Raw genomic sequence first — 13,001 nt, 5'->3', positions numbered from 1 at the left:
GACTTCCACGGCCCGTTCGGCGGGCGGGCGGTGGGTGTGGTCGGGGTACATGCGGAATCCCTTCCGGTGGTTGGGCAGGGAGGTGGAGGCACCCCCTGCGGGGTGCGGTGTGGAGGGGTTTGAAGGGTGCTGACCTGCGGTCCTCCCTGACTCCCTGATGGATCATTCGTGCAGGTCAGGGTGAGGGAGGCGGGTCAGGGAGGGGTTCAGGGAGTTCTCCCTGTCTCCCTGGCCCGCCGGGGGTCGGCTCCCTCTACTTCGCGGCGGAAGCGGAATCGTCGTTGTCGCGGTTGGCGAGGGCGCGGGCGAGGCGGTCGCGGCCGACGACCATGCGGCCGTCGGACTTGTACGGCTCGGCGCCGGTGCCCTCCAGCACGCGCTTGAGGTCGGCGTGCGTCCACGATCCGTAGGCGGCACCGTTGAGCGCGGTGAGGCGTCCGAGGACGTCCTGGGTGAACAGCCGCGGGGCGGTGCCGATGACGGTGGCGATGTCCGCGAGCGGGTCGCGCTCCTCGTCCCGCTCGATGACGCGCAGGGTGGTGACGCCGTCGCGCAGGGCCTTCGCGCGGTTGGCGATGTCGGTTGCCTGGTCGGTGTCGATGTAGTGGGTGCGGACGGTGATGGATGCCTGCCCGGCGGGGATGTCGATGCCGTCGGAGGCGACGACCAGGGTTCCCTTGTCGAGTCCCTGCCGCAGCAGGTGCGGGGCGGCGCCGCCGTCGACGGCCTTGTCGCCCAGCGCCATGCGGGCCTGGGACTCGGTGCCGAGGGCGAGGGAGGCGCGGGTGTGGGCGCCTTCGCGGACGAGCTTGGGGAGGTTCTGGTCGGTGGGGTCCTGGGTGCCCTCCCACAGCAGCACGTTGACCGCACGCCCCTGGTTGTGGATCTTCCGCGCGGCCATGAAGTAGCGGGAGGTGGCCTTGGAGCCGCCGTAGGGGCGCTTGTCCTCGTCGACGGCCGGGCACATGAACGCCACCTGCGCCTCGTCGACGAGCACGATCAGCGGCGGGAACTGCGTTCCGGGCGGGGCGGTCAGGCGGCGTTCCATCTCGGTGACGCCGGATTCGACCATCTCGGTCGCCTGGACGACGTGGTCGTCGGTCGGGCCCTGGATGAGGACGGTGGCCAGTCCGTCGAACATGGCCCAGTCTCCGGCGCCCTTGAGGTCCGCCACCCGGAACTCCACGCTCGCATCGAAAGCGAGCCACAGGGCGAGCGCGCGGACAGCAGCGGTCTTGCCCTGGTTGGACAGACCGGTGACCAGCATGTGCCGCTGATACAGGCTCAGCGCGGCGGCGTCGCCGCGCAGGTCCTGACCCCACGGCGCGCGCCCGGTCTTGTAGTTCGCCCGAAGGTCCGCATCCGTGACGAGCGGGGACGGGCCGATCGGCTCGTCCAGCGCACCCGAGTCCGCGATCCACAGCCGCACCGTGCGGGCGGCCGGCGGGATGGTGATGAACACCTCGTGCTCGTGCCGGGCCAGGTTCTCCGCCAGCTTCCGCCGCCGCTTCTGCACCTCGTCCGTCGACACCCCGGACGGCAGGGTCACGTCGACCTCCACGCCGCATCCGGCGATCGTGATCGGGGACAGCATGCTCGCTCCGGCGTCGCCCATGTCCTTGATGGCGTTGCGCAGCGGCGCGATGCCCAGGTCCCGCAGTGCCTTGACCACGATGGACGGGGTGATGGGTTCGCCTTCGCCGTTGCGGACCCGCTCGGGCAGGGCCCAGCGGGGTGCGGCCTGCTGGTGGCGGCCGACGGCCCACACTCCGAGCAGCGCGGCCCACGGCCCGATCGTGACCAGCGGTCCCCAGGTCACGGAGATGATGAGAATGATCCAGCGGATCAGCTCCACCAGCGCCATCAGCGGCGTGCCCACATCCGCGATGTCCTTCGTGGCCACCGCGAGCGCGATGCCGAGCAGCAGCAGCCCGCCCACGGTCACGCCCGCCCCGGCCGCGATGCCCTTCGCGGCATCCATCGGTGCGGTGAGCAGGTCCATGCGCCGCTGGTGCCGGGCCGCGCGGAACTGCCGCCCGCGCTCCTCCCACTCGGCAGCAACCTCGTAATTCCCCGCGGCCTCGGCGGCGCGGAGCATGCGCTCGTAGCGGGCGGCGGTGCGGCCGTCCCACGCCCGGCGGGTCACGATCCTCGTACCGCCGATCACGTACATGCCGTGCCGCGCCACCGCGCGGCCGGCGGTCTTCGTCCGCTCGTGCGTCACCACGGTGCGCATCGCGCGGCCCGAGCGGACCCACAGCCGATCCGCCCCCGGCCGTACGGCCACAGCTGCGGGCGCGGCGGCCGGGGCGGTCACGGCGGCGGGCGGTGTGGGGTTGTTGGGTTCGTCTTTGAACAGGTGGACGACGTTCTCCGTCATGATGAAGGTCTCCTGTCATGCCCCTGCGGGGGCGGATGGGAGGGGCCCGGGGCGGCCTGTTTCCTTGGCCGGACGGCCGCCCCGGGTTGTGCCGTGGAGCAGGCGGTGACTACCGGGCCCGCTTGATGTGCTTCTGGCTCTGGGACCAGGCGTCGCCGTGCGAGCGGCCCGAGCCGAGCGCGCCGCAGGAGCAGCGCCACTTGAACCAGCCGTGACCGTCGTGGTCGACAACGACGTCGTGACGGGAACCGAACACAGGACTCTCCCTCGAGTGAAGTGGCTGGGCAGGACGGAGCTGTTCAGGCCGCGGCGGCGGAGGTGAGCTGGGTGGCCAGGTGTTCCGCGGCGTACGCCTCGGCCTCCTCCTGGGCGAGCAGCCGCAGGTGCTCGCGCTGCGCGCGGCGGGTCTGCCGGGCGATGCCGAGCGCGTCGCGCAGGTGGCCGGTCATCCGTTCACGCACCCCCCGCCGGGAGAACTGCATGGCATGGGTCAGCTCGTGCACGAGGGTGACGGCGACCTCGTCGGCACTGTGGTGCTGTTCGGCGTTGAGCAGGATCAGCACCCCGCCGTCGGGCAGCGCGGCGGCACGGCCGGCCGACTCCCGCGCGGTCCGCCGGGCATCCCGCTCCGCGCGGGAACGGGTGCGGGAGTCAACCACCCCGCCGGCGAGCGCCACATCGGCGGCGGCGGCCAGTTCCGCCATCCCGCGTGTGGTGGTGACGGTGACCTCGATACGCGGCATCCGGCCCGGCACCGACCCGTCCACGAGCCGCGCGGCGTCCGGGGCGAGACGCTTGGTCGCGCGCACAATGTCACGGCGCCCGAACAGCTTGTGCGTGGCAACACTCGGCTTCACAGCGACTCCTTCGGGAGCATGGAGGTCGGGGACGTCACGCCGCCACCGCCGCGGACCCGGCGCCGTCGTTCTCGGCGCGTTCGGCGCGCAGGGTGTCGCGCAGCGCGCGGGCCTTTGCCGGGGCGGTGCGTACGGCCTTTCGGATCGCCTCGGCGGTCAGGTCGGCGTCCGGCCAGTCGGCCGTGACCGATCGGGCCTCGGCGAGCAGTTCGTCCGCCGTGCGGGTCGGGCGGGGTGATCGGGCCGCCTCGGGAACCCGACCGGTCGCCCGGCGCTGCGGCCGGTCGACGGCCGGGAGCGCCATCACCGGCGCCGGTGCGATCGGGGCGGACTCGGCGGGCACCCGCTCCACGACCGGGACCGGGGCAGCGGGGGCCGATACGTCCAGCTCAGAGGGCGACTGATTTACGGTCGCCTGTTCGTTTTTCTCCTGGTTTGCGTCTGCCGTCGGTCGGTGGTGCAGCACCTTGGCCACCAGGTCGGAGCCGAAGTAGATCGCCCCGACCGGCAGGGAGGTGGCGAGCAGCACGAGCGCCCAGTTCGCCGGGTCCCAGTCGGCCAACCGTCCCCAGTCGACCGATCCGCCGTGCAGCTCCGGCACGAGCCCGTGCACGTAGTTCAGCACGAGCGAGGCGATCGTGTACGTGGCGAGCACCCGCAGCGCGAACACCCGGTCACGACCCGCCAGGACGAGCGTGGCGACCAGGGCCAGCGCCATCAGTCCGTCCACGACGAACGGGTACAAGGTCGCGGCCGTCGCGTCCGCCCCGATCGCGTGGGCGACGTCCCGCAGCGCGTTCCAGGAGACCCGGAACGCCATCCCGACCACGCCCACGAGGGCGAGGACGAGCAGGATCTTCCCGGTCCGGTTCACAGCGCACCCCCGGCCGTGATCAGCGCGGCGACGATGAGCAGCGCTCCGCCGCCGCAGATCAGCTCCACGGCCCGCTTGAGCCGGGCGAACTTGGCCACCGCGATCCGGGACAGGGCCGCGATGTGCTGCGCGCGGCGGTCTGTGCCCAGCTCGGTGCGGATCTCCTCGGCGGTCAGCGTCGCCCACAGCGGGAAGCCCACCGGCCGGGCGCCGCCCAGGTTCGGGCGGACCGTCCACAGCAGCACCCCGGCAGCGGCGACCAGCGCCACCGCCCCGGCACCGCCGACCACCACGGCGGCGGCCGGAAGGTCCGCGTCCTTCGCGACCGTCCACACCCCGGCCAGCAGCGCGCCAACGAACGCCAGCAGCAGCGACGCCTTGGTGTCCGTCCGCGCGATCTCGGCCTTCACCTCCGCATGAGCGCAGACAAGACCCGTCTCCAGGGCACTCATGCCGCACCCCCGGACCTACCGGCGGTGCGGCGGTTGGCGAGCGCCCGACGCGCGGCCAGCACCCGCCGGCGAGCCCGGCGGATACGCCGTGCGTCCAGCTCCGTCGGGGTGCGGTCCAGCGTGATGATCTGCGCGTCCAGCAGCTCGACCTCCGCCCGGATGAGCGGCATCTCGTACTCGATCGCATCCAGCTCCGCGGCCGTCGGTTCACGGTCGGAGTCGACGGCGGTAACGGCCGCCTGAAGTGCAGCGATGTGAATCATGGGTCGTGTTCTCCCTAGCAGGTGGAACGGCCCAAAACAGCGGCCCCGGTGGTAGGACACCGGGGCCGCTGGCCGTTGAAGTCGGAACATCCGGCTCCCCGCCACCCCGTCCGTACGAGCGCCGCAGCGATGCGGGCCCGGACGGGCAGGGGAGGCAACCGGCCGCAGCGATCCAGGCTGCGGAGGTCACTGAGACGCGGAGGGCGTTGCCGTCGTGCTGGTCAGGCGCGACGGCGCCGGGCGATGTCGTCGGTACATCGGTCGCTCCTCTCTGCCGTGACTGCATGGGTGTTGCACTGCAAGGGGGACCGTGGTCCCCACTCTCCGGCCGTTGCTCGCGGTCACCGGGCCACCTCGCCAGTACGGGCCGAAACCCTGTTCCACCTGGCCTTTAGCGGGATTGCAGCGTCCCCGCCCTCTGCATCAGCGCAGGCGAAGGCAACTCAAGGGAATTGCTCCGCTTGCTCAACTTGTTGGTACAAGCTGATGCAGTGATGCTGCACCGACGGGCAGTGAGTCGTCAAGGGATTGGGGCCTACATGTACCAACAAGTTGAGCGAGTGAGTCATGATGGGGGCATGAGCAAGCAGCCGAAGTACCGGCAGGTGGCCGATGCCCTGCGCCGAGAGATCGACAGCGGCACGTACGCGCCGGGCGCGCGGCTGCCGTCGGAAAGCGACCTGATGAAGCGCTTTGACGCTTCGAGGAACACTGTGAGGAACGGGCTGAGTCTCCTGGTCAGCCAAGGTCTCGTTTCGTCCAGCCAGGGGTTGGGCTACGAGGTCCGGTCGCACGAGGTGTTCAAGCTCAACGCGTCCCGGTTCGAGAACCTGGACTTCCCGCAGAACGGCGACGCGTACCGCACGGACGTGACGAACGCCGGCCGTCGACCGCATCAGACGTTCCGAGTCGAGATGACTCCGGCATCCGCGGATGTCGCGGAGCGGCTGAAGGTCGACGTGGGGTCCACCACGGTTCTGCGGTTCTGCCACCGGTATGTCGATGACGTGCCGTGGTCGACGCAGGCCACCTGGTACCCGGGGTGGCTGGTGGAGCGGTCCCCACGGCTCGCTGAGCCGGGTGACATCGAAGAGGGGACCACCCGGTATCTGGCCTCGCACGGGATCGAGCAGGTGGGCTACTTCGACGAGATCGCGGCGCGAATGCCGACTCCCGAAGAGGCACGCCTCTTGGAGATCGGCGCCGGGGTTCCGGTGCTGCTGTGGACGCGTACCGGCTACTCAGTGGATCAGCCGATCCGCTGCACGGTCACCACGTTCCGGGGCGACCTGAACCAGATGAACTACGAGATCGGCACCCTGTCCGGCCGGGAAGAGAACGAGCCTCAGTGAGAATCTGCTCAGCGCGACCGCACGACTTGGCCAAGCTGCTCGCCTTCCGGGAGGAGGCGGCAGCTTGGCTGTCTCGTCTCGGTACCGACCAGTGGCAGCGTCCCTACCCGGCTGACAAGCTGCTCGCCACCATTGAGGCGGGGGAAGTGTTCATGGTGCGCGACGGTGACGCCACGGCGGCCACGATCACGTTGACCCCGGTGGCGGAAGAGGGACTGTGGACCGTAGAAGAGCTACGGGAGCCTTCCCTGTTCATCAACAAGCTGACCGTGGCACGGACGCACGCAGGCCAGGGCCTCGGTGGCCGGTTGCTCGATTGGGCCGGTGACCGTGGCTATCGTGCGGGTGCCGACTGGCTTCGCCTGGACGCCTGGACGACGAATGCCGGGTTGCAGGCGTACTACCTGAGCCACGGATTCCGGCATGTCCGGACCGTTCGCCAGGGGGTCGCCGTAAACGGCGGACCGAGGGTGTCAGGGTGGCTCGCGCAGCGGGCAACGGGACCCGCATCGCACGGATTCACGGACGAAACCGCAGCTCCCGAGCACGTGGGCTGACATCAACCGTTGACATCAACAGAGGCTTGGTCGGTTAGCCACACGAGTCGCAAACGCCCGTCGAGGGCAGTTGAACGAAGCAGCCCTCACAGACCTGCGGGGGCTTCTCGACGCTCTTATGGCTCCGCTCCACAGTGGCCTGCAGCCTGGGCGCGAGTGCCGGTACACCACCGCCGGGCGGGAGGGTTGCCCCGAAGTGGCGGTAGCAGGCGAGACGCGCCTCAGCGGCGTGGTGCTCGCGCTCAAGCTCGTCCTCTACTGGCGGTTCTCCAGCGACCGCCAGAACTTCCTTGTACCCGCTGCCGACCTTGCCGTCGTGGGTGTGGACCACTAGGGCTGTCAGTGGAGGCTCACCACGGCGGTGCGCTTCACGCACCACCCGACCCAGGACCGGACCGATCCAGTTGTGCAGGAGAGTCTTGGTGCGGATGCCCGTCCTGTTCTGGATCTCTTCCGCCAACTCCTTATAAGGGATCACTGCGTGGTACGTCTTCGCCACGCCTACGAGAATGGAATACGCCTCCGCTGCCCAGACTTCGCGTGCTTCTTGCGCCGTCGGCGCGGTGCTGCCGGCCACACGCTCAGACTCCCCCGGTCCCATCCCCACCCCATGCTGCCCTCGTTGATTGGTGCTCTCACGCATCCTCCCCCACGGGCAGATCGGGACGCCAGGGCCCTGCTCACCGTCACGGTCGTACGCCAACCCGTACGCCAACAGCAGCACACAAAGGCGCCTACCGGCAGCCCTCCGCAGTCCTTGGGATCAGGCTCCGCATCTCCAGGACACGGCCTGAAAAGCGGAAGGTCGCCGGTTCGACCCCGGCCCCAGCCACAGCGGAAGGCCCCGATCGTGACGATCGGGGCCTTCGCCGTTCCCCGGGCCCGCGGCAGGCCCGCGGCCGGGCAGGGTCCGGGGCCGGGCAGGGTCCGGGGCCGGGCGTCACCGGTCTCCGAGGAGGCGTTCTCGGAGACCGTCCCGCGGGAGACGTACGCCACACCGGGGAACGGCCCAGGCCCCGCCCGCCTGCCGGCCGAGGGTGGTGCGGCCCCCGGTGCGGGCCCGCGGAGGCGGACGGGACGGCTCCGGCGGCGCGCACGCCGCGGCAGGGCGCGCGCAGCGCGGCCAGGCGCCGCCCGCCGCCGCCCACCTGCGGCGTCGTGCGCCCGGGCCGCCCGCGCCGGGGCGACGGGCACAAGGTCCCCGGGGCGCCGCGGCACGCGGGCGAGTGCATGCGCGTCCGGCCCGTCCCGCGCCCGGCCGCCGGGCGCGGGACGGGGACCGGAAGGGGGCGCCGCGGAGGACGCGCCCCAAATGGGTTGGCGGCCGGTTTCCGCCGGGTGAGATCCTGAAGCAGGTATGTCTACTTCCTTCGCCGATCTCCAGGCCACGCTCGCAGAGCTGTCGCTGCGCGACGCCCACCGTCTCGGGCGCCGGCTCGACGGCGCCCGCAGGATCCGCAAGCCCGAGGCCCGGCAGGCCGTCCTCGACGAGATCGCCGGCGAGGCCGCGAGGTCCGCGCAGCGTGTGGCCCACAGGGCGGCGCGGGTGCCGGAGGTCTCGTATCCCGAGTCGCTGCCGGTCAGCCAGAAGAAGGACGACATCGCCGAGGCGATACGCGATCATCAGGTGGTGATCGTCGCGGGCGAGACCGGCTCCGGCAAGACCACGCAGATCCCCAAGATCTGCCTGGAGCTGGGGCGCGGCGTGCGCGGGATGATCGGGCACACCCAGCCCCGCCGGATCGCCGCCCGCACGGTGGCGGAGCGGATCGCGGAGGAGCTGCGCACGCCCCTGGGCGAGGCCGTCGGCTGGAAGGTCCGCTTCACCGACCAGGTCGGTGACGAGACCTTCGTCAAGCTCATGACGGACGGCATCCTGCTCGCCGAGATCCAGACGGACCGCGAGCTGCGCGCGTACGACACGATCATCATCGACGAGGCCCACGAGCGGTCGCTGAACATCGACTTCCTGCTCGGCTACATCGCGCAGCTGCTGCCGAGGCGCCCCGACCTCAAGGTCGTCATCACCTCGGCGACCATCGACCCCGAGCGGTTCTCCCGGCACTTCGGCGACGCCCCCATCGTGGAGGTCTCCGGCCGTACCTATCCGGTCGAGGTCCGCTACCGGCCCCTCCTGGAGGAGGACTCCGAGGACGCGGACCGCGATCAGATCACCGCGATCTGCGACGCCGTCGACGAACTCCAGGCGGAGGGCCCCGGCGACATCCTGGTCTTCCTCTCCGGCGAGCGGGAGATCCGCGACACCGCGGACGCGCTGGAGAAGCGGAGGCTGCGGGGCACCGAGGTGCTGCCGCTGTACGCCCGGCTCTCGCACGCCGAGCAGCACCGCGTCTTCCAGCAGCACAGCGGCCGCCGGATCGTCCTGGCCACCAATGTGGCCGAGACCTCGCTGACCGTGCCCGGCATCAAGTTCGTCATCGACCCGGGCACGGCCCGCATCTCCCGGTACAGCCACCGCACCAAGGTCCAGCGGCTGCCCATCGAGCCGGTCAGCCAGGCCAGCGCCAACCAGCGCAAGGGCCGCTGCGGCCGTACGTCGGACGGCATCTGCGTCCGTCTGTACTCCGAGGACGACTTCCTCTCCCGGCCGGAGTTCACCGACGCCGAGATCCTGCGGACGAACCTGGCGTCCGTCATCCTCCAGATGACCGCGGCCGGCCTCGGCGAGATCGAGAAGTTCCCCTTCATCGACCCGCCGGACCACCGCAACATCCGCGACGGCGTCCAGCTGCTCCAGGAGCTCGGCGCCCTCGACCCGGCGCAGAAGGACCCCCGCAAGCGCCTCACCCAGCAGGGCCGCAAGCTGGCCCAGCTGCCGGTGGACCCGCGGCTGGCCCGGATGGTGCTGGAGGCGGACCGCAACGGCTGTGTGCGCGAGGTCATGGTGATCGCCGCCGCCCTGTCCATCCAGGACCCCCGCGAGCGGCCCTCCGACAAGCAGGCGCAGGCCGACCAGCAGCACGCCCGCTTCCGGGACGAGACGAGCGACTTCCTCGCCTTCCTCAATCTCTGGCGGTACATCCGCGACCGGCAGAAGGAACTGTCCTCCTCCGCCTTCCGCCGCATGTGCAAGCAGGAGTACCTCAATTACCTGCGCATTCGCGAATGGCAGGACATCTACTCCCAGCTGCGGACGGTCGCCAAGCAGATGGGGATCCACCTCAACGAGCAGGACGCCGCCGACCAGGCCGTCCATGTCTCGCTGCTGGCCGGCCTGCTGTCCCACGTCGGGATGAAGGACGTCAAGAGCGCCGGAACGGAGGGCGGCGGGCGGAGCACATCGAGGAACGAGTACCTCGGGGCGCGGAACGCCAAGTTCGCCGTCTTCCCGGGGTCCGCGCTCTTCAAGAAGCCGCCGCAGTTCATCATGTCGGCCGAGCTCGTCGAGACCTCCCGCCTGTGGGCGCGGGTCAACGCGAGGATCGAACCGGAGTGGGTCGAGCCGCTGGCCCAGCACCTCGTCAAGCGCACCTACAGCGAACCGCACTGGGAGAAGGACCAGGCCGCGGTGATGGCGTACGAGAAGGTCACGCTGTACGGCGTACCGATCGTGGCGCAGCGCAAGGTCAACTACGGGCGGATCGACCCGGAGACGGCCCGGGAGCTGTTCATCCGCAACGCGCTCGTCGAGGGCGACTGGCGGACCCACCACCAGTTCTTCCATGACAATCGCAAACTCCTCGGCGAGGTCGAGGAGCTGGAGCACCGGGCGCGCCGCCGGGACATCCTCGTCGACGACGACACGCTCTTCGACTTCTACGACCAGCGGGTGCCGGACCACGTGGTCTCCGGGGCGCACTTCGACTCCTGGTGGAAGCACAAACGGCGCGAGGAGCCCGAACTCCTCGACTTCGAGCGGTCGATGCTCATCCGCGAGGCCGCCGAGTCCGTCACCAAGGACGACTACCCGGATTCCTGGCGGCAGGGGAAGCTGAAGTTCCGGGTCACGTACCAGTTCGAGCCCGGAGCGGACGCCGACGGCGTCACCGTGCACATCCCGCTCCAGGTGCTCAACCAGGTGACCGACGAGGGCTTCGACTGGCAGATCCCCGGCCTGCGGCATGACCTGGTCACCGAACTCATCCGGTCACTGCCGAAGCCGATCCGCCGCAACTACGTACCGGCGCCCGACTTCGCCCGGCGCTTCCTGGACCTCGCCGTGCCGCGGCAGGACCCGCTGCCCGTCGCGCTCGCCCGGGAGCTGCAGCGGATGGTCGGCGTGCCCGTCACGGCGGAGGACTTCGACCTCTCCCGGGTCCCCGACCACCTCGAGATCACCTTCCGGATCGTCGACGAGCGGCGCCGCAAGCTGGCCGAGGACAAGGATTTGGATGCGCTGCGACTCGCGCTGCGCCCCAAGGCCCGCCAGGCCCTCTCCAAGGCCGCGGCGGCCACGGCGGAGCGTGCGGGCGGCGAGAGTATCGAGCGCACCGGTCTCAAGGACTGGACGATCGGCTCGCTCCCCCGCGTCTTCGAGACCCGACGGGCCGGCCAGCCCGTCAAGGCGTACCCGGCGCTCGTCGACGAGGGGGAGACGGTTGCCGTACGCCTCTTCGACACCGAGGCTGAGCAGGCCCGGGCCATGTGGCGCGGCACGCGCCGTCTGATCGTGTCGAACATCCCCGTCAATCCGGCCAAGTTCGCCTCCGACAGACTGACGAACCAGCAGAAGCTCGCGCTGTCTTCGAATCCGCACGGCTCGATCCAGGCTCTGTTCGAGGACTGCGCGACGGCCGCCGCCGACCGGCTGATCGCCGACCACGGCGGACCGGCGTGGGACGAGGAGTCGTACCGCAAGCTGTACGACAAGGTGCGTGCGGACCTCGTGGAGACCACCGTCCGCACGGTGGGCCAGGTGCAGCAGGTCCTGGCCGCCTGGCAGGCCTGCGAGCGCCGTCTGAAGGCCACGGGCAGCCCAGCGCTGCTGGCCAACCTCCAGGACGTGCGGGAGCAGCTGAACGCCCTGGTGCCGCCCGGCTTCGTCACGGCGACGGGGCTGCGCAGGCTGCCGGACCTGATGCGCTATCTCATCGCCGTGGACCGACGGCTCCAGCAGATGCCCACCAACGTGCAGCGGGACACGACGCGGATGCGGAAGGTCCACGAGATGCAGGACGAGTACGCCTGGCTGCTCGAGCAGTTCCCGCAGGGCCGGCCCGTCCCCCAGGAGGCCCTCGACATCCGTTGGATGATCGAGGAGCTCCGCGTCAGCTACTTCGCGCACGCGCTCGGCACCGCCCACCCGGTCTCGGACAAGCGCATCGTGAAGGCCATCGACGCGGTCGCCCCATGACCTGCCCGGCCGTGACGGGCCACTCGCGCAGAGTCAGTTCGACCGGCGGGCCTGCGCTGCTGTAGAGTCCTTCTCGCAGCACGGCGCACGATCAAGTGCTGCGACATCTGGTCCTGTGGAGCAGTTTGGAGTGCTCGCCACCCTGTCAAGGTGGAGGCCGCGGGTTCAAATCCCGTCAGGACCGCAGCGAGAAAAGCCCGTACCTTTCGAGGTGCGGGCTTTTGCTCATTCCCCCGGCCCGGCCCGCGCTCGCCCTCGAACCGCCCTCGCCGGTTCGGCGCCCGGCCCCGGCGGGGCCCTCCGGTCGCCGGCCGCTCATGGAGCGGTCCCGACCGGGCCGGGCCCGGAGGCCGGCGATCCGGCCGAATCCGGGCTTCGGTGTCCCTTGACGGCGTCATCTGCCACCGGTAACCCATGAACAGGGGATCGGGAGGTTACGCATGCCGACGTCCGCGAGGCACGCGACGCGCGCTCTGCTGCGCGCGCATCTGAACGCCGCTTCTGGTTACCGCCATCTCACCCGGCACTGCGCCGTCTGTCACCGGCTTCTCAGGCTCGCCATGGAGGGGGCGGCGAGCGCCCCCGATGCGGTGCCCGCCGCCGCGGCGGTGAAAGCCGCGGAGACGTCTCCCTGCGCGCCCGACGGCCCCGAGGCCCCCGCGCCGCCTTCGGCGGCCGCCGCCGCGCCCGGATCGGCAAGCGCTTCCCCACGCCAGTCCCGGCAGGGGCTGAACGCGCAACGCGCCGTAACCTGACGGCTTTTACCGCACGAGAACGAAGCCTGACAAGATGTCGGACGTGTGACGGGAGTCACCGAGTGAGTTTCGACAGAGGGGACACTTAACCCCTACCTACAAAAGGTCAATTTAATATGTGCAATTGCACCGTCTACCGGACGGTACGGAGCGCCTTCCGGCAAGCGGCCCGGGACCGCCCCCGCGGTGCTCCCCGA

General features: G+C 70.5%; 11 protein-coding genes and 1 tRNA gene. 6 read left to right on the top strand and 6 right to left on the bottom strand.

The window, feature by feature from the left end:
- Positions 1-253 precede the first annotated feature (253 nt).
- From GUY61_RS25160 to GUY61_RS25135, 6 genes are all read right to left on the bottom strand, one after another.
- Entirely contained in the window at positions 254-2,380 is a 2,127-nt protein-coding gene (locus GUY61_RS25160) for an ATP-binding protein (protein WP_166632529.1), read from the bottom strand.
- Between the two features lie 109 nt (positions 2,381-2,489).
- Positions 2,490-2,636 carry a hypothetical protein gene (locus tag GUY61_RS25155; protein ID WP_166632528.1) on the bottom strand — a complete coding sequence of 49 codons (147 nt, stop codon included), beginning with the start codon at positions 2,634-2,636 and terminating at the stop codon, positions 2,490-2,492.
- 43 nt (positions 2,637-2,679) lie between these two features.
- Positions 2,680-3,237 carry a hypothetical protein gene (locus tag GUY61_RS25150; protein WP_166632527.1) on the bottom strand — a complete coding sequence of 186 codons (558 nt, stop codon included), beginning with the start codon at positions 3,235-3,237 and terminating at the stop codon, positions 2,680-2,682.
- A gap of 34 nt (positions 3,238-3,271) precedes the next feature.
- Positions 3,272-4,111 carry a DUF2637 domain-containing protein gene (locus tag GUY61_RS25145; protein ID WP_166632526.1) on the bottom strand — a complete coding sequence of 280 codons (840 nt, stop codon included), beginning with the start codon at positions 4,109-4,111 and terminating at the stop codon, positions 3,272-3,274.
- On the bottom strand, positions 4,108-4,563 hold the full coding sequence (locus GUY61_RS25140) for a Pycsar system effector family protein (RefSeq protein ID WP_166632525.1): 456 nt from the start codon (positions 4,561-4,563) through the stop codon (positions 4,108-4,110). Before GUY61_RS25140 ends, GUY61_RS25145 begins: the two co-directional genes overlap by 4 nt.
- Positions 4,560-4,826: a DUF6284 family protein gene (locus tag GUY61_RS25135; protein WP_166632524.1), complete on the bottom strand. Its 267-nt coding sequence runs from the start codon at positions 4,824-4,826 to the stop codon at positions 4,560-4,562. The genes GUY61_RS25140 and GUY61_RS25135 overlap by 4 nt, the downstream gene beginning before the upstream one ends.
- Positions 4,827-5,404: 578 nt before the next feature.
- Between GUY61_RS25135 and GUY61_RS25130 the strand changes: the two genes are divergently transcribed.
- The 6 genes from GUY61_RS25130 to GUY61_RS40450 all read left to right on the top strand — a co-directional run bounded on the left by GUY61_RS25130 (position 5,405) and on the right by GUY61_RS40450 (position 12,804).
- On the top strand, positions 5,405-6,178 hold the full coding sequence (locus GUY61_RS25130) for a GntR family transcriptional regulator (RefSeq protein ID WP_166632523.1): 774 nt from the start codon (positions 5,405-5,407) through the stop codon (positions 6,176-6,178).
- A complete protein-coding gene (locus GUY61_RS25125; protein WP_166632522.1) occupies positions 6,175-6,735 on the top strand; it encodes a GNAT family N-acetyltransferase in 561 nt (186 codons plus the stop codon). Before GUY61_RS25130 ends, GUY61_RS25125 begins: the two co-directional genes overlap by 4 nt.
- 196 nt (positions 6,736-6,931) lie before the next feature.
- Complete coding sequence (locus GUY61_RS25120; RefSeq protein WP_166632521.1) at positions 6,932-7,069, top strand: hypothetical protein; 138 nt, start codon at positions 6,932-6,934, stop codon at positions 7,067-7,069.
- Between the two features lie 1,023 nt (positions 7,070-8,092).
- Positions 8,093-12,049 carry an ATP-dependent RNA helicase HrpA gene (gene hrpA, locus GUY61_RS25115; protein WP_166632520.1) on the top strand — a complete coding sequence of 1,319 codons (3,957 nt, stop codon included), beginning with the start codon at positions 8,093-8,095 and terminating at the stop codon, positions 12,047-12,049.
- 109 nt (positions 12,050-12,158) lie between these two features.
- Positions 12,159-12,233 (top strand) — tRNA-Asp (locus GUY61_RS25110).
- Positions 12,234-12,489: 256 nt separating this feature from the next.
- On the top strand, positions 12,490-12,804 hold the full coding sequence (locus GUY61_RS40450; protein ID WP_166632519.1) for a DUF6274 family protein: 315 nt from the start codon (positions 12,490-12,492) through the stop codon (positions 12,802-12,804).
- Positions 12,805-13,001 lie beyond the last annotated feature (197 nt).

Origin of the sequence: Streptomyces sp. GC420 (assembly GCF_009916105.1) — a bacterium.
In the GTDB taxonomy this organism is placed as follows: Bacteria; Actinomycetota; Actinomycetes; order Streptomycetales; family Streptomycetaceae; genus Streptomyces.
The sequence above is the reverse complement of the archived record's forward strand: the minus strand, read 5'-3'. Positions and strand labels throughout refer to the sequence as shown.

Excerpts from the sequence above, each read along its gene's own strand:
- GUY61_RS25160 (WP_166632529.1), bottom strand. The coding sequence starts at position 2,380 with ATGACGGAGAACGTCGTCCACCTGTTCAAAGACGAACCCAACAACCCC.
- GUY61_RS25140 (WP_166632525.1), bottom strand. The coding sequence starts at position 4,563 with ATGAGTGCCCTGGAGACGGGTCTTGTCTGCGCTCATGCGGAGGTGAAG.
- GUY61_RS25135 (WP_166632524.1), bottom strand. The coding sequence starts at position 4,826 with ATGATTCACATCGCTGCACTTCAGGCGGCCGTTACCGCCGTCGACTCC.
- GUY61_RS25130 (WP_166632523.1), top strand. The coding sequence starts at position 5,405 with ATGAGCAAGCAGCCGAAGTACCGGCAGGTGGCCGATGCCCTGCGCCGA.
- hrpA (WP_166632520.1), top strand. The coding sequence starts at position 8,093 with ATGTCTACTTCCTTCGCCGATCTCCAGGCCACGCTCGCAGAGCTGTCG.
- GUY61_RS40450 (WP_166632519.1), top strand. The coding sequence starts at position 12,490 with ATGCCGACGTCCGCGAGGCACGCGACGCGCGCTCTGCTGCGCGCGCAT.